Origin of the sequence: uncultured Sphingomonas sp., assembly GCF_937871615.1 — a bacterium.
Taxonomy (GTDB): domain Bacteria; phylum Pseudomonadota; class Alphaproteobacteria; order Sphingomonadales; family Sphingomonadaceae; genus Sphingomonas.
The window spans coordinates 317365-341205 of the sequence record NZ_CALMPA010000046.1 but is presented as its reverse complement, the minus strand read 5'-3'; the positions used below and the strand labels follow the sequence as shown (position 1 = coordinate 341205).

The following is a 23841-nucleotide window of genomic DNA, read 5'->3' as shown; positions in this document are numbered from 1 at the left end:
CGCAGGGGCGCGGCACGGTCCGGGAAAAATACGACGTGAGCACACCGATCTTCTACGATCCGAGCGGCCGGCGGGGAACGCGCGCGCGGCGATCGGTGGCCGTGCTGATCGTGCTGATCGTGCTGATCGCCATCGCATTCGCCTCCACGCTCGTTGCCGTTCCTTCGGGGCCGGATCTGCCCCTGCCATTCGCGCATCGCCAGGCGGAACGGTTCAACCCGCACGCCGCCCCCGCCAAGGCCTCGTCACGCTGGCTGCCGCGCCTTGTCCGCACGGCAAAGACAACGAAGGGGACCGCGGGCAAGCCGGTGACGATCGGCTTCTACGTTTCCGGTAACGACGGGAGCATCGCCTCGCTCCAGCGTCACATCAACGCGCTCGACTGGGTCGTGCCGGCGCTGCTTTCCACCGATGCGGCGGGCAATGTGATCCAGGTCCGCGCGCCGCGCCTGGCGCAGGTGATGGCCGCCGCGCAGCATCCGCCGAAGCTGCTGCCGATGGTGCAGAACATCGTAAATACGCAATGGGACGGCAAGGGCGCGGCAACGATGCTGCGCAGCCCGGCACGGCGCACAGCGGTGATCCAGCGGCTGGTGGCGTTCGTTGCGGAACAACATGCCGCCGGGCTGGTGATGGATTATGAAAACCTGCCGCCCGAGGTGCTTCCGGCGTATATCTCGTTCCTCCGGCAACTGAACGACGCGCTGCCGAAAAGCGCGACGCTGGCGGTCACCGTGCCGGCGGGCGAACCGGAATGGCATCTCGGAAGCTTCGCCCGCGTCGTCGATAACGTCATCCTGATGGCCTATGACGAACATTGGCAGAGCGGCAAGGCCGGCCCGATCGCTTCCCAGCCATGGTTCGTCCAGGTGGTGGAGGATGCGCTGCGCCAGGTGGGGCATGACAAGCTGATCGTCGCGCTCGGCAGCTATGGCTATGACTGGAATAATGGTTCCGCCGACGCCACGTCGGTCGGCGAGGCGTGGCTTGCCGCGCGCAACAGCGGCGCCTCCGTCACCTTCGATCGGGCGAGCGGCAATGCCGGATTCGCCTATAATCAGGATGGCACCCAGCATCAGATCTGGATGCTCGATGCGGCGACGAGCTGGAACCAGTTCGTCGCGCTGCGGCGGCTCGGCATCGCTAATGTCGCGATGTGGCGGATCGGCAGCGAAGACCCCGGCTTCTGGAACGCCCTCGCCGCATTCCGCACCACCCTGCCCAACAAGGTGCCTGTGCTGAACAAGCTCCAGGCCAATCTTGATGTCGATGTCGAAGGCTCAGGCGAAATCCTGCGCATCACCGCCTCGCCGACCGACGGGCAGCGCAAGGTATGGTATGACCAGCACGGGATGATCCGGCGCGAGGATTATCTTTCGCTTCCCACGCCCTATGTCGTCCAGCGCGCCGGCGCCGTGCCCAAAAAGATCGCGCTGACCTTCGACGATGGCCCGGACGCGGACTGGACACCCAAGATCCTCGACATCCTCGAACGCGAACGTGTCCCCGCGACGTTCTTCGTGATCGGCGAGAATGCGTTGCAGCATCCACAGATCCTGCGCCGCATCGTCGCGGGTGGGTCGGAGATCGGCAACCACACCTACACCCACCCCAATCTCGCGCTAAGCGGCGAGCGGACGGTGGATCTGGAGCTGAACACCACGCAGCGGCTGGTGCAGGCATACACCGGTCGCTCGATGACATTGTTCCGCGCGCCCTATTTCGGGGATGCCGAGCCGACCACGGCGGACGAGATCGGGCCTGCGCTCATCGCACAGCAGCATGGCTATACGGTCGTCGGCCTGCACGTCGATCCGAACGATTGGCAACGGCCCGGCACGCAGGAAATCGTCCGGCAGGTGTTGCAACAGGCGGATGATGCCACCCCCGATCGCTCGGCGAACGTCGTGCTGCTGCACGACGGCGGCGGCAATCGGCAGCAGACGGTGGAGGCGTTGCCCTCGATCATCGCCGGGCTGCGCGCGCGCGGCTACAGCTTCGTCACCGCATCCGGGCTGGTCGGCGTCCCGCAATCGGTCGCCATGCCGGAAGTCACGGGACGCGATCTGATCGCGGTGCGAACCGATGTCGGCATCTTCATCGCGCTGGCGCTGTTGTCTGCGGCGCTTTCGTGGCTGTTCTACGTCGCGATCGTGCTGGGCATCGCCCGCGCGGTGCTGATGGCCGGGCTGGCATGGGTTCAGACGCGCCGCCGCCGCGCCGTGCCGCCCGATTTCCATCCCAGCGTATCGGTCATCATCCCCGCCTATAACGAGGAACGGGTGATCGTCGCATCGGTGCGGCGCGTGCTCGCCAGCAATTATCCGGGGATCGAGGTGATCGTCGCCGACGATGGGTCGAAGGATCGCACCAGCGCGCTGGTCGCGGAATCCTTCGCCGATGATCCGCGCGTGACGCTGATGACGCTGGTGAACGGCGGGAAGGCCGCCGCGCTCAACCGCGCGCTGGCGCAGGCGAGCAGTGAGGTGGTGATCGCGCTCGATGCCGATACGCAATTCGAACCGGAGACGATCGGTCGGCTGACGCGCTGGTTCGCCGATCCGGCGATCGGCGCGGTGGCGGGCGACGCGCGCGTCGGCAATCGCGTGAACCTTGTCACGCGCTGGCAGGCGATCGAATATATCACGGCGCAGAATCTCGAACGCCGCGCGCTCGCGGGGTTCGATGCGATGACGGTGGTGCCCGGCGCGGTCGGTGCGTGGCGGCGGGCGGCGCTGGAATCCGTCGGCGGCTATCCGGAAAACACGCTGGCCGAGGATCAGGATCTCACCATCGCGATCCAGCGCGCGGGCTGGCGCGTCTCCTATGATCCGCGCGCTGTGGCGTGGACCGAGGCGCCGGAGACGTTCCGCTCGCTCGCCAAGCAGCGTTATCGCTGGGCGTTCGGCACGCTGCAATGCCTGTGGAAGCATCGCGGCGTGATCGCCAGCGGCAAGCCCAAGGGGCTGGCGCATGTCGGCCTTCCCCAGGCGTGGCTGTTCCAGATCGCTTTCGCCGCGATTTCGCCGTTGATTGATCTGGCGCTGATCGTCTCGATCCTCGGCACGATCATGCGCGTCTCACAACATGGCTGGGCGCAGACCAGCGGCGATGTCGGGAAGATGGGCATTTACTGGCTGTGCTTCACCGCGATCGACGTGCTGTGCGGCTGGATCGCCTATCGCCTGGATGGGCGGAAGGTGCGTTATCCGGCGTTCCTGCTGGTCGCGCAGCGGCTGGTCTATCGCCAGATCATGTATTGGGTGGTGCTGCGCGCGATCAGTTCGGCGATCGGCGGCTGGGTGGTCGGCTGGGGCAAACTGGAGCGTTCGGGGCGGGTGCAGGCGGCTTGAGAGTTTGTCAGGAAATGCGCTGAAGCGCATTTCGCGGCGCCGGCCCGAATCACTCCCGCTTGCCAGCGTAACGTTCGCGCTTTACCCCCTTGGGATGATCGCTTCAGAAATCGTCGCCGAACTGGATCGGCTGTACACCGCCTCCGTCGCCCGGTTGCAACAGGCACTCACCCGTTATCTCACCGATGGCACGCCGCCCGCGCCGGAATCTCGCCGCGACGGCTCATTCGCCTATCCCGAAATCCACCTGCGCTATCGCGGGCAGGATGCCCGCCCGACGCCGCTGCGTTCGTTCGGGCGACTGGTGACACCGGGCGACTATCGCATCAGCGTGACCAAGCCCGCGATCTTCGCCGATTATCTGACCGAACAGATCACGCTGCTGCTCGAAGATTATGACGTTGATGTGCAGGCGGTTGCCGGGCGGACGGAAATCCCCTTCCCCTATGTCCTCGATCCGGGCCACGCGCTCGGGCTCGACGAAGTATCCGCGGCTGAACTGGCGCGCTTCTTCCCGGCGACGGAACTGTCGCACATCGGCGACGAAATCGCCGATGGGCTGTGGTCCGCGCCCGATGACGTTCGCCCGCTCGCGCTGTTCGATGGCCTGCGCACCGATTTCAGCCTTGCGCGGCTGCGGCATTATACGGGGACGCCGCCGGAACATGTGCAGCGTTACGTGCTGTTCACCAACTATCACCGCTATATCGACGAGTTCGTTCGCTGGTCGGCGGCCCAGGTCAACGGCGATTCCCGCTTCACCGCCCTGTCCGGCCCCGGCGGGGTGATGTTCCGCCCCGGCGACGATCCCGCGATGCTGGACGACAGCGCGTGGCGGCGGCTCCAGATGCCGGCCTATCATCTGATCGCGCCGGATCGCAGCGGGATCACGCTGGTGAACATCGGCGTCGGCCCGTCGAACGCCAAGACGATCACCGATCACCTCGCGGTGTTGCGCCCTGACGCATGGCTGATGATCGGCCATTGCGGCGGCCTGCGCCCGTCGCAGCGGATCGGCGATTATGTGCTCGCCCACGCCTATCTGCGCGACGATCATGTGCTGGACGACGTGTTGCCGCCGGAAATCCCGGTGCCGGCGATCGCGGAAGTGCAACTGGCGCTCGCCCGTGCCGCGGCAACGGTATCCGGCCAATCGGGCGAGGATCTCAAGCGCCGGCTGCGCACCGGCACGATCGTCACCACCGACGACCGCAACTGGGAATTGCGTTACAGCCGCTCCGCGCTCCGCTTCTCGCTGAGCCGCGCGGTGGGAATTGATATGGAATCGGCGACCATCGCCGCCCAGGGTTATCGTTTCCGCGTCCCCTATGGCACGCTGCTGTGCGTGTCGGACAAGCCGCTTCATGGCGAATTGAAGCTGCCGGGGCAGGCCAACCGCTTCTATGAGCGCGCGATCAGCGAGCATATGCGGATCGGCATCGAAACGTGCGAGGAGTTGCGGCGCGAGGGCGCGCGGTTGCACAGCCGCAAGCTTCGTGCGTTCAACGAGCCACCTTTCCGCTGACGCAACGACCGGCGGGGATGTGCGTTGATCCGCCGGTATCGAATTCAGGGAGAATATCGCATGGCCGACACGCCCGAGACGCCCAAGCCATCCACCCCGCCGCGCTCCACCACGCGCCGGCACGCGCCACGCAAGACCAGCGCCCCCAAGCCGCAGGCGGCGAAAAGCGCGAAGGCCAAGCGACCGGCAAGCGCGGACACCGCCAAGCCCGCCGCCAAGACGCGCACGCGCGGCACCGCGGCGAAGAAAGAGCGCGATACCAAGGTTGTCCCGGCCACCACGGCCGCCACCTCCGCGCGATCGAGATTATCGGCCGCCGCCGGGAAGATTTCCGGGGCGAGTGAGAAACTCGGCGGCAAATGGGGATCGGCGGCGATTGCCGGGGGGCTGGCGGTGGTCGGTGCCGCCGCGACCGCCGCACTCCTTTCGCTGCGCGGCTCGACACCCAGGGCCGAGCCGAAAAAGAAGGGTGCACACAGCCCGGATGGCCGCGATGCCTCCGCGTCATTCGATGCGGGCATCGCCGATGAAAACTCCGTCCCCGATCAGGGCTGATCGGTCGCTCAGCCGACGAGGAAGTCCGCCATGGCCCTGCCCAGTTCGGGCCTGGTGACCGCGCTCATATGGTTGCCCGGTATTTCGACGTAGCGGGCGTCGGGCAGCGCATCCGCGAGCGCCGCGGCTGATCCGTTATCCGCATCGTCCACCCCGTTCACGCATAGCGCGGGCCACGAAAAGCCCTCGATCGCGGCGATCGGCGTGCTGACGAACGTGTCGATCACGTTGAGCAGCGCGATCGGATCGCCGCCAGTGGTTTTCAGGAACGCCTCCGCCATCCATTCCGCGCTGCCACGCGGATGCTTGCCGAGATTGGTGAGGACGTGCCGGAAATGGCCGGCGCGGCGATCCGCCGAAGTCAGCCCATCCAGCCCCATCCCGGCGAAGATCACGCGGCGCGGCGTTGCGCCGGTCGCGAGCATCCGCGCAGCCGTCCGCGCGCCAAGCGAATAGCCGCCCAGATCATAATCGGTCAGCCCAAGGTGCGCGATCAGCGCATGTCCATCGCTGGTCAGCGCGTCCGGCGGATAGGCGGCGGGATCGTGCGGGCGGGCGCTGTCTCCATGCGCGCGCAGATCGGGCATTATCACGCGAAAGCCTTGTTCGGCGAGCGCGGCGGCATGGCCGTAACGGATCCAGTTGGTCCGCGCGTCAGAAAAATAGCCGTGGATCAGGACGGCGGCGCGCCCCTCACCCATCTCGTGCCACGCCAGCCGCGTGCCATCGAAGCTGTCAAAATAACGCGGTTCATTCGGGGACATCGCTACCTGCTGCTCGCCAACGCTCAATCAGCGCCTGATATTCGTCGCACCGGGTGCCCGGCAAGTCGCGCGTGTCGAGCCACGCGTCATGGCGATGCTCGATCCCGAAATGCGCGGTGGGGCGGAAACGGGAAGGATCGTCGAAGCTCCCCACCGTTAGATCGAGCCTGTCGGACCCTGCGACATATTCAAACGTCAGCGGCGTGCCGCATACCGCGCAAAACCCGCGCCGCGCGATCGGCGAGGAAGCGTAACGATCCGGCTCGCGCTCCCAGCGCACCGCCGCCCGGCGCACGTTCTTGAATGCGATTGAAACCCCGCCGGTCGCGCGCTGGCACATGCGGCAGTGGCAAAGATAGGCGTCGTCGCTGTCGATCTCCGCCACATAACGCACTCGCCCGCATTGGCATCCGCCCGTCATCTCGGTCATCGCGCACCTTTCGGTCATGGAGTTTCGCGAACTGGCGGCATGATTGCAAATTTCGCAAGGAACGGCGCTTCCATTATATAAGCACGCTTATTATATGCGCGGTTATGACCGAAACATTCGGGTTCCTGCTGAGCGATACATCGCGGTTGCTGCGCCGCCGGTTCGACGAGCGCGCCCGCTCGCTCGGTGCCACGCGCGCGCAATGGAAGGCGCTGTTGAGCATCAGCCGGCGCGAGGGGATCAATCAAGGCAGCCTCGCCGATATCCTGGAAGTGGAGCCGATCACGCTCTGCCGCCTGATTGATCGGATCGAGGAGGCCGGGCTGGTCGAGCGTCGGCGCGATCCGAACGATCGGCGGGCGTGGCAATTGTTCCTCACGGACAAAGCCCACCCGATCCTCGCCGAACTTCACGATACCGGCGCTGAGCTTTCCGCTCAGGCATTGCGCGGCATTCCCGAGGATTCGATCATTCAATTGACCGACGTATTAAATCGCATCCGCGAAAATCTCGCGGAACTGCCGCAGCCGGAGAAGGACTCCGCCCATGGCTGACGCCGATCCAAAACGCGCTTTTGCCGCCGACAGCGAAGTTTCGCTGGCGGAGAAAATCACCGCTCCACCCAAACGCCGGCGCGTATCGCGCCTTGTGCTGATGCTTGGCGTGCCGCTGCTGATCGCGGCTATCGGGGGTTATTTCTACATCATCTCCGGTCGCTACATCTCCACCGATAACGCTTATGTCCGGCAGGATATGATCTCGGTCAGCCCGGATGTGTCCGGTCGTATCGTCGCGGTCAACGTGCGCGAGAACCAGCGGGTGAAGGCGGGCGATGTGCTGTTCCGCATTGATCCCGAGCCTTATCGCATCGCATTGGCGCAGACGGAAGCCGATCTGGCGACCGCGCGCGTGCAGGTCTCCACCATGGCTACCGACACCGGTAGCGCCGCCGCCGATATCCAGAACGCCCGCGCCGAACTGACGCTGGCGCAGGCGACCTATGGCCGGCAGACCGCGCTGATGAAGCAGGGTTTCACCACCCGCGCGGCTTTCGATGCCGCAACGCAAAGTGTCGCCGCCGCGAAAGCGAAGCTCGCAACGGCGGAAGCCGCCGCGGCGCGCGCGCGCCAGCAGCTCGGCTCGGGCGGTGGCTCCGGGCAACCGGCGGCGATCCAGGTCGCGCTCGCGAAGCGCGAAAAGGCCGCTTATGACCTCCAGCGTACAGTCGTGCGTGCGCCCAAGGACGGCATCGTCAGCCAGACGGGGCGGCTTCAGGTCGGCAATATCACGCCATCCGGCGTTCCCGCGCTCAGCCTCGTCGTCAGCCAGCAGGCGTGGGTGGAAGCGAATTTCAAGGAAACCGATCTCAATCATATGCGCGTCGGCCAGCCGGCGAAGCTGTCGTTCGATGCCTATCCGGGGCTGAAGGTGAAGGGGCACGTCCAGTCGATCGGCGCCGGCACCGGCAGTGAATTCTCGGTGCTCCCGGCGCAGAATGCCACCGGCAACTGGGTGAAGGTCACCCAGCGCGTGCCGGTGCGCATCGCGATCGACGGCACGCCGCCGCGCGCGATGATCGCGGGCCTTTCCACCGATGTGACGATCGACACGAAGGAACATTGATGGCCGCCGCCGCTGCCGCCCCGGCCGGTGCCGCGCCAGGAAGTGCTGGCGCCGGTCAGCCGCTGTTGCCGGTCCGGCATCGCGGGATCCTCACGCTCGGGGTGATGGGGGCGATGATCATGCAGATCCTCGACACCACCATCGCCAATGTCGCACTGCCGCACATGCAGACAAGCCTCGGCGCGACCGCCGATACCGTGACCTGGGTGTTGACGAGCTATATCGTCGCCACCGCGATCGCGCTTCCAGCCACGGGCTGGCTTTCCGATCATCTCGGCAGCCGTAATCTGTTCCTGATCGCGGTCGGCGGGTTCATCCTGGCGTCGATGGCCTGCGGCACCGCCGTCAGCCTGGAGGAGATGGTGGTCTTCCGCGTCTTCCAGGGCATTTTCGCCGCGTTCATCAACCCGCTGTCGCAAACCTCGATGCTCGATATCAACCCGCCGGGAAACGCGGCGAAGGCGATGAGTATCTGGGGCATGGGCGTGATGGTCGGGCCGATCATGGGGCCGGTGATCGGCGGCTGGCTGACAGAGAATTATAACTGGCGCTGGGTGTTCTACGTCAACCTGCCGGTCGGCGCTCTGACCTTCGGCATCCTGTGGTTCCTGCTCCCCTCCCGTCCGCGCGCGCAGCGGTCATTCGACTGGACGGGCTTCCTGTTCATCGGGATCGCGGTGGCCTCCTTCCAGTTGATGCTTGATCGCGGGCAGGATCAGGATTGGTTCTCCAGTTGGGAAATCGTGGTGGAGGGGATGATCGCCGCCGCCTTCGCGTGGATGGGGATCGTCCATCTCGCAACCGCGAAGAAGCCGTTGTTCGATCGCCATCTGTTCGGCAACCGCAATCTGGTGACCGGCATGTTCTTCATGATCGTCATCGGCATTTCCACGATGGCGCCGATGGCGTTGCTGCCGCCGATGCTCCAGCAATTGTTCGGCTATCCGGTGATCGACACCGGGATGATGATGGCGCCGCGCGGCGTCGGCGTTCTGTTCACCATGTGGCTAGCCGGCCGCCTCATGGGGCGCGTCGATACGCGGTGGGTAATCATGTTCGGCTTCGTCCTGTTCGCGCTTTCGCTTCGCTGGATGGCTGGATTCAACCTTGAAATGGATTTCTGGCCGGTGATTACCTCCGGCTTCCTGCAAGGGCTCGGCATGGGGCTGGTCTTCATGCCGATGAACGCGCTGGCCTTCGCGACACTCGACAATCGTTATCGGACTGATGGGGCCAGTTTGCTTAATTTGATGCGCTCGATCGGGCAATCTGCGGGCATTTCCATGGTTACGGTGCTACTCGCGCGCAATATCCAGACCAGTCACGCCGACCTTGTGCAGCATGTGACGCAGGACAAGCTACCCGCGATCAACCTCAGCCAGGTCGACCAGTTCGGTCGCCTCGGCGACAGCGTTTTCGCGTTCGCAGACGCGATGATTAACAAGCAGGCGGCGATGATCGCCTATATCGACGATTTCTACATGATGAGCTGGATCAGCATCGCCGCCGTGCCGCTGGTGCTCGTGTTGAGAAAGCCCAAGGGCAAGCTGGAGGTCATCCACTCGGAATGACGTGCCGCGCGTCAGCCTGAAAGCGCCGCGACGAATTCCGCCATCGGGGCCATTTCCGGCCATTGCGGCACGCCTTCGGGAATATCCACCCACCGCTGCCGGTAATCGGTGAAGATATGCGCGCGGCACTCAAGCTCCTCGGAGCGATCGAGCGTGCCCGCGCGGATCACCGCGACGCCCGGACGGCGCGTGTTCGTATTGTAAATCCGCGCATGGCATATGCCGCAGAAACGCTGGACCGAGGTGCGATCCGCGGTGGTGATTTCGTGAACGATGACCGGCCCGGTCACCGTGAGCTGTTCCTCGCCGACCAGCGCCTGAACGCTGAACGCGCTGCCCGAAGCGCGCTGGCAGATATGGCAATGGCAGGCATAAACCGGCGGCAGCGCATCAAGTGCCAGCTCGTAACGGCAGGCACCGCAGCGACAGCCGCCGGTGATCGTCATCTCACGCCGCTTTCTTCAGATGTCGGCGGCCAAGCAGTTCGGCGATCTGCACCGCGTTGAGCGCAGCACCCTTGCGCAGATTGTCGCTGACGCACCACAGCGACAGGCCGTTATCGACCGTCGAATCATCGCGCACGCGGCTGATGAAGGTCGCATAATCGCCGACGCATTCGACCGGGGTGACATATCCGCCATCCTCGCGCTTATCGACCAGCATCACGCCGGGCGCCTCGCGCAGAATCTTCTGCGCCTGTTCGGCGGACAATTCGCGCTCGAACTCGATATTGATCGCCTCGGAATGGCCAACGAACACCGGCACGCGCACGCAGGTTGCCGTCACCTTGATCTTCGGATCGAGGATCTTCTTCGTCTCGGCGACCATCTTCCATTCTTCCTTGGTGGAGCCATCCTCCAGGAAGCTGTCGATATGCGGGATCACGTTGAACGCGATCTGCTTGGTGAACTTCTTCGGCTCGGCCTGGTCACCGACGAAGATGTTGCGGCTCTGCTCGAACAGTTCGTCCATGCCCTGCTTGCCCGCGCCGGAAACCGACTGATAGGTGGCGACGACGACACGCTTGATCGTGGCGGCATCATGCAGCGGCTTCAGCGCGACGACCATCTGCGCGGTCGAGCAATTCGGATTCGCGATGATGTTCTTCCGGGTATAGCCGTCCACCGCTTCCGGGTTCACCTCCGGCACGATCAGCGGCACATCGGGATCCATGCGGTAGAGCGACGAATTGTCGATCACCGTGCAGCCGGCGGCGGCGAATTTCGGGGCATAGATTTTGGTCGCCTCGCTGCCGATCGCGAACAGCGCGATATCCCAGCCGGCGGGATCGAAATGCTCGATATTCTTGACGGTGAGCTTCCGGCCCGTCTCGCCATATTCGACCTGATCGCCAGTCGACCGTGCGCTGGCGACGACCGCGATCTCGTCCGCCGGGAATTCGCGCTCGGCGAGAATGTTCAGCATCTCGCGCCCGACATTGCCCGTCGCACCGGCGACCACCACCCGATAACCCATGACTCACTCCTTGCTGCAATGCGGCATTACAGTCATTGCGCGGGCCGCATCAACCTTATTCTAATCGTGCGTCCGCGCCTGCCATGTCGCGTGCGCGATTCCGTGGACGCTCGCGAGGTGATCGACGATATCGTCCAGTTCCTTCGAAGGAACATTGGTGCTGACGAGCGTGGCGACAATATCCACCCTGCCCTCGCCGCGCTGTTCCACATCAAGTTCGGCGACCGGCAGGGATTTGGCCTCCAGATGCTCGACCAGCAGATCGCCGAGCGGGCCGGACTGGCCCGTCGCGGTGGTGATCGTCACCGAATAATGCGCCTCAAGGCTGCGGCCCTCCAGCGGGATGCGGTTGATCGCATCGACCAGCGGGCGCAGCAGCGTGTTGGCGACGATCACCAGCGTGGTGAGCAGGGCCGCCTCCGCCAGCATGTCGCTGCCCGCGATCGCGCCGACTGCGGCGGAGCACCAGAGCGTCGCGGCGGTATTGAGGCCGCGAACGTTCATCCCCTCCTTCATGATGACGCCCGCGCCGAGGAAGCCGATGCCGGATACGACATAGGCGATGACGCGGATCGATTCGACATCGCCGCCCAGGCGCTGCCCCAGATCGGTGAACGCCGCCGCGCCGATCGCCACCAGCGCGTTGGTGCGCAGCCCGGCGGTGCGCTGGCGATATTGCCGCTCCGCCCCGATCAGCGTGCCGAGAACGAACGCGGCGACATAGCTGACCAGCGTGTCGAGGAACGGCCATGGATGAAAGGTCGTCAGAAAGCTCATCGCCGGCCTTTCACTGCGCGGGCTTGTTCTTCACCGTGCGATCCAGAAAGTCGAGTATCGTCGTCCACGGATGTATCTCGCGCACCGCGCCATGCGCCTTGCCGGGATAGAGCATCATCTCGAACTTCATATCCGCCGCCTGAAGCTTCGCGACGAAGGAGGTGGTATTGTCGAGAAACACGTTATCGTCCGCCATGCCGTGCATGATGAGCAGCGGATCGCGGATGCCTGTCGCATCCGGCAACGCGCTGGCGGCGGCATAGCCGGCGGCGTCCTTCGTCGGATCGCCCATGTAACGCTCGGTATAATGCGTATCGTAGAGCGACCAATCCGTAACCGGCGCGCCGGCGACGGCGGCGGCATAAACGCCGGGGTTCTTCTCCAGCATCTTCAGCGACATATAGCCGCCATAGGACCAGCCATAAGTCGCGATCTTCGCGCCATCGACGAACGGCAGCGATTTGAGATAGCGCGCGCCGGCGAGTTGATCCTCAACCTCCACGCTGCCCATCGCGTGCCAGATCGCATCCTCGAACTGCTTGCCGCGCCCCGGCGAGCCGCGATTGTCGAGCTGGAAGACGATCCACCCCTGCTGCGCGAGATATTGCAGCAGCGGCGGATTCCACGCCCGCGATACCGTCTGGCTGCCCGGCCCGCCATAATGCTGGAAGAACACGGGATATTTCCGCCCCGGCTCGATTCGTGGGGCGATCATCTTCCAGTGCAGGATCGTGCCGTCCGCCGCCTTCAGCGTGCCGAACTCGGTCGGGCGCTGCGCCGCCAGATAGGGCGCATAGGGGTGCGCGGATGCAACCGCATTCTCGTTGATCCAGGCCAGCCGCTTGCCGTTCGCATCCGCGAGATAGGTCTGCGGCGGCTGATCGGCATTGGAGCGCGTGATGATGAAACGCGAGCCGCGCGCATCGGCGCTGGCAGAATTCCACCAGCCGGCCTCCGTCAGCCGCGTGATATGATGGGTTTTCGCATCGAGCGCGTAGAGATGCTGCTCAAGCACGCCATCGCGATTGCCGGTGAAGAAAATCCGCCCCGCGGCGTCATCCACCCCGACCAGCCCGTTCACCACCCAATCGCCGCTGGTAAGCTGGGTCCATTTCCCCGCCTTCCAGCGATAGAGATGCGCGAACCCGCTGCGTTCGGAACGCCAGATCAGGCTGCCGTCGGGCATCGCGCGATAGGCGTTGGTGAGGTTGATCCAGCTCCTTTCGCCCGCCTTTTCGGTGAATATCACCACGGCCTTGCCGGTGACGGGATCGACGCGGAGCATATCGAGCGTGCGCTGATCCCGGCTTTCGCGCTGGACGAGCAGCGCGGAGCCATCCGGCAACCAATTGACGCGGGCGAGATAAATGTCCGGATTATCGCCCAGATCGACCTTCACTTGCCCCGAGCCATCGGCGCGCATCACCCACAATTCGACCAGCACGTTGGGCGTGCCGGCGGCGGGATAGCGTTGCTGATAGATATTCGTGCCCGCAGCACCGATCGCGGCGCGGGTGAAGACCCTGACCGGCGCCTCGTCGAACCGCTCCACCGCGATCCGGCTGTCATCGGGCGACCACCAATAGCCGGTGCGGCGATCCATCTCCTCCTGCGCGACGAACTCCGCCTCGCCGAAATGAACCGTGCCGCCGCCGCCGTTCGTCACCGCGCGCGCGGCACCGCCGGCAAGCGGCTGCACCCACAGATTCTGATCGCGCACGAAGCTCAGGAACCCGCCACTTGGCGAGATCACCGGATTGAGCGCGCCCTTCGTGCCCTCGATCCGCCGCGCGTTGCCGTCCAGCCCGGCGAGGAACAATTCGCCGTCGATCGGCACCAGCAGCGAGCGGCCGTCGGGCGCCCAGTCATAATCGAGCACGCCGGTCTTGCCGGTCTTGGAACGATCGCGCTCGCGCTGCATCTTCTCGGCTTCGGTCAGCGCCGCGCCGCTGCCGATCTTGCGCGAATCCACCAGCATCCGCTCCGCTCCGGTGCGCGTGTCGATCGCCCACAGGTCGAAACGGGTCCGCTCATCGGCGCGGTTGCGCACCAATGTGAGCAGGCTGCCGTCGGGGGAAAGGCGCAGCGCCTGCGGTTGCGGCCCGGCCAGATCGGGGCTGGCGAAGACGCGATCAAGCGTCAGCGTGGTCGTTTTGGGCGCGCGCTCAGCCACGGCGGGGATCGCGGCCATGGCGGTGGAACAGGCAAGGGCAATCGCTGGCAACCATGCGCGCATTTCTTTCTCCGTCGAGCCACAACGGGAAAGCCGCTCGTGCCGGAAAAGACAAGCCGCGATCGCAAAAAGCACAGGGCGTGGCAAAGGAAAGGGGCGCGGACGGCATCCCGTCCGCGCCCCTGACGCATCAGCGCTGAGCGGCGATCACTCGGCCGCGGCGGCCGGGCGATTGTCGCGACGCTCGGCGATACGCGCCGCCTTGCCGGTACGACCACGCAGGTAATACAGCTTGGCACGACGGACCGCGCCCTTGCGCACCACCTCGATCGAATCGATATTCGGCGAATACAGCGGGAACACGCGCTCCACGCCCTCACCGAACGAAAGCTTGCGGACGGTGAAGCTCGAACCCATGCCCTTGTTCGAACGCGCGATGCACACGCCTTCGTAATTCTGGACGCGGGTGCGCTCGCCTTCGATCACCTTCACGCCGACCTTCAGCGTATCGCCGGGGCGGAATTCGGGGATCGCGCGCTTCGCGGTCAGCTTCTCGATCTGCTCGGCTTCGAGCTGCTGGATCAGGTTCATCTCGTGACTTCCTCAGTCCTCGCCGCGCGCCAGAGGGCGGCTGACCCGAACGCCGGTATGGCGTTCCCAAAGGTCCGGCCGCCTTAGCCGTGTATCATCCTCCGCCCGTTGTTTCCGCCAGGCGGCGATCCTCGCATGATCCCCCGATCGCAGCACTTCGGGGATCGTGCGCCCTTCCCATTCATAAGGTCGGGTATAATGCGGATATTCAAGAAGGCCGCTTTCGAAGCTTTCCTCGTCTCCACTGGAAGCCGCGCCCATTACGCCGGGAAGCAGCCGAACGCAAGCATCGAGCAGGACGAGCGCGCCCATCTCCCCACCCGACAGCACATAATCGCCGATCGAGACTTCCTCGATCGCGCGCGCCTCGAACAATCGCTCGTCGAAGCCCTCGAACCGGCCGCACAGGATGACCACGCCCGGCCTGGCGGCGAGCGAACGCACCCGATCCTGCGTCAACGGCCTGCCGCGCGGCGTCATCGCCAGCAGCGGGCGATCATCCGCGACATGATCCACCGCGCGCGCCACCACATCCGCGCGCAATACCATGCCCGCGCCGCCCCCTGCCGGCGTATCATCGACCGAGCGATGCCTGTCGGTCGCGAAATCGCGGATGTTGCGCGCATCAAGCGACCAGCGCGCCTCCGCCAGCGCGCGCCCGGCGAGCGACAGGCCGAGCGGCCCCGGAAACATTTCCGGATACAGCGTCAGAACGGTGGCGGCGAAGGTCATCGGCGGGCCGCCGTCAGCCTTCGACGAACGCCGGCTCGATCACCAGCCGTTCGGCATCCCAGGAGGACACGGCATCGGGCCGCATCGGCACCATGAAGGTCTTGCCGTTATCGCGCTCGATCTCGATCACGTCGCCCGCGCCGAAATTCTCGACCGTCACGACGCGCCCGAGCGGCTCGCCACCGGCGGAAACCGCAGCCAGCCCGATCAGATCGCAATGATAATATTCGCCCTCACCCAGCGGCGGCAGCGCCGAACGCGGCACGGACAATTCCGTCCCGCGCAGCGCTTCGGCGCGATTGCGATCGGCGATCTCGGCAAAACGCGCGATCGCGCCATTCGACCCGTGGCGCAACGACTTCAACGTCAGCGTGCCGCCGTTGAAGCTGTGGTGCGCGCCAAGTTCCTCGGCGAACACCTTGAGGCGCACTTCTCCCGTCACGCCATGCGCGCCGATGATTACGGCCAGCACGACAGCGGGATCGGCGGTTTTCGGGCGCTCGCTCATCGTCAGCGGTCAAAAAAGGGGAACGCGCGCCGCATGGCCCACGCCCCCTTTTCGATCTTACTGCTCTGCGGTCGCCTCGGCGGCCGGCTCGGCCTCAGCGGCCTCAGCGGCCTCAGCGGCCTCAGCGGCGGGCGCCTCGGCGGCTTCCTGCGCTGCCTTCAGCTTCTCGGCACGCTCCTCGGCGCGCTCCTTGGCCTTCTCGCCCGGCTCAGCCTTCTTCGGGTTGTTGCGCGCCGCGCGCTCACGCACGCCCGCCGCATCGAGGAAGCGAGCGACGCGATCGGTCGGCTGCGCGCCGACGCCCAGCCAATGCTTGGCGCGATCGGCATCGAGCACGACGCGCTTCTCGTCGTCCTTCTTGAGCAGCGGATTGTAGTTGCCGATCTTCTCGATGAACTTGCCGTCACGCGGGCTGCGCGCGTCCGCAACGACGATGCGGTAATAGGGGCGCTTCTTGGAACCGCCGCGCGAAAGGCGAATGCTGAGAGCCATCTTGGTCTTTCCTTCAAACGTCATCCCGGCCTGGCGCCGGGACTTTCTGGTTGTCGTTCAATTCCCCGCCGGGATGGCGAGGGATCACTTCTTTCCGAACTTGCCGAACCCCGGCGGCAACCCGCCAGCGCCACCCGGCAGGCCCGGCAGACTGCCGCCGGCCTTGCCCAGCATGTCGCCGAGATCAGGCCCGCCGAGCGCATTGCCCAGCCCGCCCATGCCGCCCTTGCCGAGCATCGCCATCATCCCCTTGAGGCCGCCCATCTTCTTGATGCGCTTCATCGCGGAGGACATTTCCTGATGCATCTTCAACAGCTTGTTGATGTCCTGCACGGTCGTGCCGCTGCCCTTGGCGATGCGTATCTTGCGCTTGGCGTTAATCAGCTCGGGCTTGGCGCGCTCCTTGGGCGTCATCGAGGTAATCATCGCGTCCATGCGCAGCAGGATTTTCTCGTCGACCGCGCCGGAGGCCATCGCGGCCTGCGCCTTCTTCATGCCGGGGATCATCCCGGCAAGCGCGCCAAGACCACCCATCCGCCGCATCTGCGCAAGCTGGCCGCGCAGATCGTTCATATCGAACTGGCCCTTGGCGAGCCGCGCGGTCATCCGCTCGGCATCTTCCTGCTGGATCGCCTCCGCCGCGCGCTCGACCAGCGACACCACGTCGCCCATGCCGAGGATGCGCCCGGCGACACGCTCCGGATGAAACGGCTCAAGCGCGTCGAGCTTCTCGCCGACGCCAGCGAATTTGATCGGCTTGCCGGTGACGGCGCGCATCGACAGCGCCGCGCCGCCGCGCGCATCGCCGTCCATCCGGGTCAGCACCACGCCGGTCAGCGGCACCTGTTCGGAAAAGCTCTGCGCGACGTTGACCGCGTCCTGCCCGGTCAGCGAATCGACGACGAGCAGGATTTCCTGCGGCCGGGCGATTTCCGCGACGGCCTTCATCTCGTCCATCAGCGCCTGATCGACGTGAAGGCGGCCCGCCGTATCGAGCATCACCACATCGAAGCCCTGGAGCTTCGCCGCCTGAAGCGCGCGCCGCGCGATATCGACCGGCTGCTGGCCGGCGACGATCGGCAGCGTCTGCACCTCGATCTGCGTGCCGAGCGTCGCAAGCTGCTCCTGCGCGGCGGGGCGATTGACGTCGAGCGACGCCATCAGCACCTTCTTGCGCTCCTTGCCCGCAAGCCGCTTGGCGATCTTCGCGGTGGTCGTCGTCTTGCCCGAGCCTTGCAGGCCGACCATCATCACCACGGCGGGCGGCGCGACGTTCAGCTCCAGTTCGGCGGCCTGCGCATTCGCGCCGCCCAGCATCTCGACCAGCGCGTCATTGACGATCTTGACGACCTGCTGCCCCGGCGTGATCGAGCGGAGCACATTCTGCCCGACGGCCTTCTCGGTCACCTCATCGACGAACTGCCGCGCGACGGGCAGCGCCACATCCGCCTCAAGCAGCGCGATACGCACCTCGCGCATCGCCTGGCGCACATCCGCATCGGTCAGCGCGCCACGGCCACGCAACCGATCGAATACGCCACCAAGACGATCACTGAGGCTGTCGAACATCCACTATCCAATTCTTTTTGCCCGCCAACGGCAACAGCCGCAACGGAGCCCCGACCCCAAACGAAAAAGCGCCGGCGGGCGAAAACTCGCCGGCCAGCGTGCGCACTTGAGCGCTTTTCTTCAGCGTTCAACGTCGGAACGTGGCGCGGCTCCTAAAGGAAAGCCCGCCCGGAGGCAAGTCGCCCGCGCTTAACCGCTTCTACACCCTGTCATGCCAGATGCGAGACCCGCGATACGGGAGGGAATGGACGGTTGATGAAAATGCTCGTCGTTACAGCGCTGTCGAGCGTTTTCGTGTTCGCGGGCGTCTTCCTGCTCTGGCGCCGCGCGCGGCACCGCGCCGCTACCCCGGCGGCCCGCATCCACCGCGCGCTGCCGCGCGATGCGGCCACGGGCCTGTCCAATCGGCAGGGCTTTCTTGAGCGCGGGCAGCAATTGCTTGCGCACGCGGGGGAGCGCGCGGTTGCGATCGTCCTTGTCGACATCGGGCCGGAGGCGCCGCTCGGCAGGATGGGCGATATCGCGCCGGCGATCGCGGCGGCGCTGCCGGCTGAAATGCCGACCGGCATGATCCAGCCGACGCAATTCGCCTGCATCGTGATGCTCGATCCCTATTCGCCCGAGGCGGCGGACCGGGTCGCCGGGCGGATCGTATCGCTGCTCGGCCAGCATGACGATAGCGCGGCGCGCGGCGCGACGATCGGGCTGGCACGATCGGATCGCGACGGCGGCTCGCTCGACGGGCTGGTGGAAGCCGCGGCGACCGCCGCCGGGGTCGCGCGATCGGATGGCATCCGCTCGCTGTGGTTCGCGCAGGAAATGGCCGCGCGGCAGCGTGCGCGTGATACGATCGCGCACAGCCTTCCCGACGCGATCGAAAGCGGGGCGATCGCACCCTATTTCGAGCCGGTCATCGACCTTCATAGCGGGGAATTGCTCGGGTTCGAGGTGCTGGCGCGGTGGGAGCATCCGGTCCATGGCCTCATCACCCCCGCGCATTTCCTTGATATCGCCCGCGAAAGCAGCGCGATTTCCGATCTCACCCTGTCGGTCATGCGCCAGGCGCTGCTCGCCGCGCGTGATTGGGACGGGCGGCTGATCCTGGCGGTGAATTTCGCGGTATCGCAATTGCGCGATCCGTGGCTGGCGCAAAAGGTCATCCGCCTGCTGACGGAGCTTGGCTATCCGCCGGCCCGGCTTGAAATCGAGCTGACCGAAGGCGCGCTGATGGACCCGCACGGCATCGCCGGCTCGATCGTCGAAAGCCTGAAGGCGCAGGGCGTGCGCGTCGCGCTCGACGATTTCGGCACCGGCGTATCGAGCCTCACGCATCTGCGCGCGCTGCCGTTCGACCGGATCAAGATCGACCATTCGATCGTCACCAGGGTGATGGAAGACCCGGCCCGCGCCTCGATCGCGGCGGCGATCCTGCGGCTTGGCGAAAGCCTCAACCTGCCGATCATCGCGGAAGGCATCGAAACCGCGCAGAACGCGGATCGGATGCGCGCGATGGGATGTTCGATCGGCCAGGGCTATCTGTTCGGCCAGCCGATGAACCTGATGCAGACCCGCCGGATGCTGGCCGAGCAGCGCCTGATCCCCTCCGCCGTCACCACCCGGCGCCTGGCTGGCTGAGATATTCCTTTTCCTCGGGCGTGGAATCCCGCCCCAAAGCGGCGTTGCGGCTGGGATAGCGACCGAACCGCGCGATCACCGCGGCATGATCGCGGGCGAAGCGCAATTGCGACGCCAGTCCCAATGCGGTGTATTTCTCCACGCTCAGCGCCTGCATCGCCGCGCTTTCAGCGTGCATCAGCGGAATATAGAGGAACGCGCGCTCCTCGCTGGTGTAGCGCGCATCCCATCCGCGCTCGATCGCCGACAAGACCAAAGACAGCGCCAGCGGATCGCCCGCATAGGCCTGCGCCGAGCCGCGATGGATATTGCGCGAGAATTGATCGAGCAGGATGATCGCGGCAAGCAGGCTTTCCGGCGCGCCATCCCATCCGGCGGCGCCTGACGCGAGCACCTGATCGCGCAGCGCACCGAAGCGATCCGCTATCTCCCGATCGAGCGCGGCATCCTTCGCGAAATGCTTTTCCGGGGCCAGCCCGAACCAGAAGCCGAGCACCGCGCCGGCCTTTTCGTGGACTTCGCCTTCACACATCCCTAGATCGCCCCGCATGACCGCCCTGCCCCGACCCGATGTCGTGACCCTGGGGTGTCGCCTGAACCTTGCCGAAAGCGAAACGATCCGCGGCCTGATCGGATCGCGCGACATGGTTGTGGTCAACACCTGCGGCGTAACCAACGAGGCCGTCAAGCAAAGCCGCGCCGCGATCCGCCGCGCGCATCGCGATCGCCCGGCGGCGGAGATCGTCGCGACCGGCTGCGCGGCGCAGATGGATTCCGCCGGTTTCGCCGAACTGCCGGGGGTAACGCGGGTGATCGGCAACGCGGCCAAGCTGCTGCCCGCCACCTGGGGCGCATTTCCCAATCGCCCGCCCGCCCGCCGCCACGCGCGCGCCTTCGTCGGCGTGCAGAACGGCTGCGATCATTCCTGCACCTTCTGCGCGATCCCCGCCGGGCGCGGGCCGAGCCGCAGCGATCCCGTGGGCGCGGTGGTCGCGCGGATCGCCGCGCTGGTGGATGCCGGGACGCAGGAGGTGGTGCTCACCGGGGTCGATCTCACCAGCTATGCCGATGGCGCGGTGACTTTGGGCGGGCTGGTCGAGCATATCCTGCGCGCCGTGCCCGCGCTGCCTCGGCTGCGCCTTTCGTCGCTCGATACGATCGAAATCGACGACAAGCTGTTCGATCTCGTCACCGGCGAGCCGCGTGTCATGCCGCATCTGCACCTGTCGCTTCAGGCTGGCGACGATCTGGTGCTCAAGCGGATGAAGCGGCGCCATCTGCGCGCCGACGCGATCCGGATGATCGAGCGATTGAAGGCGAAGCGCGATATCGCGATCGGCGCCGATCTGATCGCGGGCTTCCCGACCGAGGATGAGGCGATGTTCGCCAATACGCTGGCGCTGATCCATGATTGCGCGATCGTCCATGCGCATGTTTTCCCTTATTCGCCGCGCGCCAACACCCCGGCGGCGCGTATGCCGCAGGTGACGCCAGCACTTGCGCGCGAGCGCGCCGCCCGGTTGCGCGAGGCCGCCCAGCGGCAGAAGCGCGCCTGGCTCGCCGGCATGATCGGTTCGCAACAAGCGATCGTGCTGGAAAAACCCGGCGATCGCGGGCACACGCCCGGCTTCGCCGAGCTTCGCGTGGCGGACCCGCTCGCCTCCCCCGCGATCGGGCAAATCCTGTCCCTGCGCGTCACCGGCGCGACCGACGACCATCTCATCGGAACGACGATATGAACTCCACCCCCTCTTGGCATGAAAAGCTGCTCGGCGGATTCCGCCGCACTTCGGATCGGCTGATCGGCAATCTGACCGGCCTCGGCACGGCGCCGCTCGACAGCGCGACGCTCGATGAGGTGGAGGAGGCGCTGATCGCCTCGGACCTTGGGCCGGAAACGGCGGGCAGGATTCGCGCACGGCTGGCCGCCGGAAGCTTCGAGCGCGATATGGAGGATCTCGGCATCCGCCTCGTCGTTGCCGAGGAGGTGGAAAAGGTGCTGGCCGAGGTCGCCAGGCCGATGGAAGTGGATGCTTTTCCCCGCCCGCAGGTGATCCTCGTCATCGGGGTGAACGGATCGGGCAAGACGACGACCATTGCCAAGCTCGCGCATCTGTTCCTCGAACAGGATTATGGTGTGATGTTGGCCGCCGGCGACACATTTCGCGCCGCGGCGATCGGGCAGCTCGCCACATGGGCGGAGCGGATCGGCGTGCCGATCGTCACCGGGCCGGAGGGCGGCGACGCGGCGGGCGTGGTGTGGGACGCGGTGAAACAGGCGACCGCGACCGGCATCGACGTGCTGATCGTCGATACCGCCGGACGGCTTCAGAACAAGCGCGAGCTGATGGACGAACTGGCGAAGATCCGCCGCGTGCTGGGCCGCCTCAATCCAGCCGCGCCGCACGACGTGGTGCTCGTACTCGATGCCACCACCGGGCAGAACGCGCTGTCTCAGATCGAAGTGTTCAAGGAGGTGGCGGGCGTCACCGGGCTGGTGATGACCAAACTGGACGGCACCGCGCGCGGCGGCGTGCTGGTGGCGGCGGCGGAGCGATACGGGCTGCCGATCCACGCGATCGGCGTGGGCGAAGGCATGACGGACCTGCGCCCGTTCGACGCCAATGAGGTCAGCCGGATCATCGCCGGGGTGGATGACAGGCGAAAATAGCAGCCGCAACGGGCATGTTTCTCGGGCGACCGGAACATATTATGGCGCATCGGCAGGTGCCGCGCGAACGGAGTTGACGTGACGACGAAATCCCCCTCCGCCGGTTTCCGACTGGCGCTCGATTATGGGCCGCTGCTCGTTTTCTTTGCGGTCAATTTCCTGACGCCGGGCGCCGCGATCATGCGGATCATCGCCGCCACCGCCGCCTTCATGGTCGCGATGGTGGTGGCACTCATCCTGTCGTGGATCAAGACACGGCGGCTGTCGCCGATGCTGCTGATCTCGGCCGTGCTGGTGCTCGTGTTCGGCGGGCTGACGATCTATTTCCACGACGAACGCTTCATCAAGATGAAGCCGACCTTCGTTTACGCCATTTTCGCCGCCGTTCTGGGCTTCGGCCTCGCGACTGGCCGGCCCTTGCTCCAGAGCCTGCTCGAAACCGCCTATCCGGGGCTGAGCGAGGATGGCTGGCGCAAGCTGACGCGCAACTGGACGATCTTCTTCGTCTTCATGGCGGTGCTCAACGAAGCGGTGTGGCGCCATAGCTCGACCGACTTCTGGGTCGGCTTCAAGCTGTGGGGCGCGATCCCGCTGACCTTGCTGTTCGCGTTCGCCAACGTGCCGATGCTGCTGAAGCACGGCCTACAGATGGAAAACGCGCCGGACACCATTCCGCCCGAGGGCTGAACCCCAAAAAAAACGGGGCGGCGCATCAGGCACCGCCCCGCGATTTGATCTTGCCGATTCAGCGATCAGGCGACCGCGGCGTCATAGCGGCGACCGGCCTCGTCCCAGTTCACCACATCCCACCACGCCTTCAGATAGCCGGGGCGATCGTTCATGTAGGTGAGGTAATAAGCGTGTTCCCACACGTCGTTGCCGAGGATCGGGGTGCCCGGCTCCTTGGCGTCGTCCATCAGGGGATTGTCCTGATTGGGGGTGGAGGTGACCTTCAGCGCGCCGGACGAATCGGCGATCACCCATGCCCAGCCCGAACCGAACTGGCCCGCGCCCTTGCCGTTGAAATCTTCCTTCAGCTTGTCCAGCCCGCCATAAGCGTCGATCGCCGCCTTGAGCTTGCCCGACGGCTGGGTCGAGCCCTTCGGCGCCATGATCTTCCAGAAGAAATCATGGTTCCAATACCCCCCGCCGTTATTGCGGACGGGCGCGGGAAGCTGGGACATCATGCCGAAAATCTGCTCGATGGTCTTGCCCGCGAGCTTGGCGTCGGCGGCGACGGCCTCGTTCAGCTTCGCGGTATAAGCGGCATGATGCTTGTCGTGGTGGAACGTCATCGTCTCCTTGGAGATGACAGGCTCCAGCGCATCATAGGCATAGGGCAGCGGCGGCAGTTCGAAAGCCATTGAATCCTCCTTGGTCTCGCGTTGGCAAACGC

At 65.5% G+C, this 23841-nt stretch carries 23 protein-coding genes; 10 read left to right on the top strand and 13 right to left on the bottom strand.

Features of this window, described 5'->3' with window-relative positions:
* Nucleotides 1–35: 35 nt before the first annotated feature.
* The 3 genes from Q0316_RS14670 (at nucleotide 36) to Q0316_RS14660 (ending at nucleotide 5433) form a co-directional block, all read left to right on the top strand.
* On the top strand, nucleotides 36–3353 hold the full coding sequence (locus Q0316_RS14670) for a glycosyltransferase (RefSeq protein ID WP_298673796.1): 3318 nt from the start codon (nucleotides 36–38) through the stop codon (nucleotides 3351–3353).
* A gap of 94 nt (nucleotides 3354–3447) precedes the next feature.
* Complete coding sequence (locus Q0316_RS14665) at nucleotides 3448–4878, top strand: AMP nucleosidase (RefSeq protein ID WP_298673794.1); 1431 nt, start codon at nucleotides 3448–3450, stop codon at nucleotides 4876–4878.
* 60 nt (nucleotides 4879–4938) lie between these two features.
* The gene (locus tag Q0316_RS14660; RefSeq protein WP_298673793.1) at nucleotides 4939–5433 is read left to right on the top strand and encodes a hypothetical protein; all 495 of its coding nucleotides are present in this window, start codon (nucleotides 4939–4941) and stop codon (nucleotides 5431–5433) included.
* Nucleotides 5434–5441: 8 nt separating this feature from the next.
* On the opposite strand, the gene Q0316_RS14655 is transcribed toward Q0316_RS14660, so the two are convergent.
* A complete protein-coding gene (locus Q0316_RS14655) occupies nucleotides 5442–6197 on the bottom strand; it encodes an alpha/beta fold hydrolase (RefSeq protein ID WP_298673790.1) in 756 nt (251 codons plus the stop codon).
* Entirely contained in the window at nucleotides 6184–6627 is a 444-nt protein-coding gene (locus Q0316_RS14650; RefSeq protein WP_298673970.1) for a GFA family protein, read from the bottom strand. Before Q0316_RS14650 ends, Q0316_RS14655 begins: the two co-directional genes overlap by 14 nt.
* A gap of 104 nt (nucleotides 6628–6731) precedes the next feature.
* Between Q0316_RS14650 and Q0316_RS14645 the strand changes: the two genes are divergently transcribed.
* From Q0316_RS14645 to Q0316_RS14635, 3 genes are read left to right on the top strand one after another with little or no spacing between them, the layout of a single operon-like run.
* Nucleotides 6732–7181: a MarR family winged helix-turn-helix transcriptional regulator gene (locus Q0316_RS14645; protein ID WP_298673788.1), complete on the top strand. Its 450-nt coding sequence runs from the start codon at nucleotides 6732–6734 to the stop codon at nucleotides 7179–7181.
* Nucleotides 7174–8250: an HlyD family secretion protein gene (locus Q0316_RS14640; protein ID WP_298673786.1), complete on the top strand. Its 1077-nt coding sequence runs from the start codon at nucleotides 7174–7176 to the stop codon at nucleotides 8248–8250. The genes Q0316_RS14645 and Q0316_RS14640 overlap by 8 nt, the downstream gene beginning before the upstream one ends.
* Nucleotides 8250–9821, top strand: coding sequence for a DHA2 family efflux MFS transporter permease subunit (locus Q0316_RS14635; RefSeq protein ID WP_298673784.1), 1572 nt, complete (start codon nucleotides 8250–8252; stop codon nucleotides 9819–9821). The genes Q0316_RS14640 and Q0316_RS14635 overlap by 1 nt, the downstream gene beginning before the upstream one ends.
* A gap of 11 nt (nucleotides 9822–9832) precedes the next feature.
* On the opposite strand, the gene Q0316_RS14630 is transcribed toward Q0316_RS14635, so the two are convergent.
* The 9 genes from Q0316_RS14630 to ffh all read right to left on the bottom strand — a co-directional run bounded on the left by Q0316_RS14630 (nucleotide 9833) and on the right by ffh (nucleotide 18139).
* Nucleotides 9833–10267, bottom strand: coding sequence for a GFA family protein (locus tag Q0316_RS14630; protein ID WP_298673783.1), 435 nt, complete (start codon nucleotides 10265–10267; stop codon nucleotides 9833–9835).
* 1 nt (nucleotide 10268) lies between these two features.
* Nucleotides 10269–11297 (bottom strand): aspartate-semialdehyde dehydrogenase, encoded by a 1029-nt coding sequence (locus tag Q0316_RS14625; protein WP_298673782.1) that lies wholly within the window; start codon nucleotides 11295–11297, stop codon nucleotides 10269–10271.
* A 60-nt stretch (nucleotides 11298–11357) separates the two neighbouring features.
* Nucleotides 11358–12074 carry an MgtC/SapB family protein gene (locus Q0316_RS14620; RefSeq protein WP_298673781.1) on the bottom strand — a complete coding sequence of 239 codons (717 nt, stop codon included), beginning with the start codon at nucleotides 12072–12074 and terminating at the stop codon, nucleotides 11358–11360.
* A gap of 10 nt (nucleotides 12075–12084) precedes the next feature.
* Entirely contained in the window at nucleotides 12085–14310 is a 2226-nt protein-coding gene (locus Q0316_RS14615; protein WP_298673779.1) for a DPP IV N-terminal domain-containing protein, read from the bottom strand.
* A 144-nt stretch (nucleotides 14311–14454) separates the two neighbouring features.
* On the bottom strand, nucleotides 14455–14838 hold the full coding sequence (gene rplS / locus Q0316_RS14610; protein WP_298673777.1) for a 50S ribosomal protein L19: 384 nt from the start codon (nucleotides 14836–14838) through the stop codon (nucleotides 14455–14457).
* Nucleotides 14839–14850: 12 nt separating this feature from the next.
* Nucleotides 14851–15570: a tRNA (guanosine(37)-N1)-methyltransferase TrmD gene (trmD, locus tag Q0316_RS14605; protein WP_298673774.1), complete on the bottom strand. Its 720-nt coding sequence runs from the start codon at nucleotides 15568–15570 to the stop codon at nucleotides 14851–14853.
* 13 nt (nucleotides 15571–15583) lie between these two features.
* Nucleotides 15584–16078, bottom strand: a complete 495-nt coding sequence (rimM, locus tag Q0316_RS14600; protein ID WP_298673772.1) for a ribosome maturation factor RimM — start codon at nucleotides 16076–16078, stop codon at nucleotides 15584–15586.
* A 57-nt stretch (nucleotides 16079–16135) separates the two neighbouring features.
* Nucleotides 16136–16570 (bottom strand): 30S ribosomal protein S16, encoded by a 435-nt coding sequence (rpsP, locus tag Q0316_RS14595; protein WP_298673769.1) that lies wholly within the window; start codon nucleotides 16568–16570, stop codon nucleotides 16136–16138.
* Between the two features lie 84 nt (nucleotides 16571–16654).
* On the bottom strand, nucleotides 16655–18139 hold the full coding sequence (gene ffh / locus Q0316_RS14590) for a signal recognition particle protein (protein WP_298673768.1): 1485 nt from the start codon (nucleotides 18137–18139) through the stop codon (nucleotides 16655–16657).
* 255 nt (nucleotides 18140–18394) lie between these two features.
* On the opposite strand from ffh, the gene Q0316_RS14585 reads away from it, so the two are divergent.
* Complete coding sequence (locus Q0316_RS14585; RefSeq protein WP_298673764.1) at nucleotides 18395–19774, top strand: GGDEF domain-containing phosphodiesterase; 1380 nt, start codon at nucleotides 18395–18397, stop codon at nucleotides 19772–19774.
* Here the strand turns inward: Q0316_RS14585 and Q0316_RS14580 are convergent.
* Complete coding sequence (locus Q0316_RS14580) at nucleotides 19749–20306, bottom strand: DUF924 family protein (protein WP_298673761.1); 558 nt, start codon at nucleotides 20304–20306, stop codon at nucleotides 19749–19751. The genes Q0316_RS14585 and Q0316_RS14580 overlap by 26 nt on opposite strands.
* 16 nt (nucleotides 20307–20322) lie before the next feature.
* Between Q0316_RS14580 and Q0316_RS14575 the strand changes: the two genes are divergently transcribed.
* The 3 genes from Q0316_RS14575 (at nucleotide 20323) to Q0316_RS14565 (ending at nucleotide 23132) form a co-directional block, all read left to right on the top strand.
* Complete coding sequence (locus tag Q0316_RS14575) at nucleotides 20323–21513, top strand: MiaB/RimO family radical SAM methylthiotransferase (protein WP_298673758.1); 1191 nt, start codon at nucleotides 20323–20325, stop codon at nucleotides 21511–21513.
* Nucleotides 21510–22445 (top strand): signal recognition particle-docking protein FtsY, encoded by a 936-nt coding sequence (ftsY, locus tag Q0316_RS14570; protein WP_298673756.1) that lies wholly within the window; start codon nucleotides 21510–21512, stop codon nucleotides 22443–22445. Before Q0316_RS14575 ends, ftsY begins: the two co-directional genes overlap by 4 nt.
* Nucleotides 22446–22523: 78 nt before the next feature.
* Nucleotides 22524–23132, top strand: a complete 609-nt coding sequence (locus tag Q0316_RS14565; protein ID WP_298673753.1) for a septation protein A — start codon at nucleotides 22524–22526, stop codon at nucleotides 23130–23132.
* A 65-nt stretch (nucleotides 23133–23197) separates the two neighbouring features.
* On the opposite strand, the gene Q0316_RS14560 is transcribed toward Q0316_RS14565, so the two are convergent.
* On the bottom strand, nucleotides 23198–23809 hold the full coding sequence (locus tag Q0316_RS14560) for a superoxide dismutase (RefSeq protein WP_298673750.1): 612 nt from the start codon (nucleotides 23807–23809) through the stop codon (nucleotides 23198–23200).
* Nucleotides 23810–23841 lie beyond the last annotated feature (32 nt).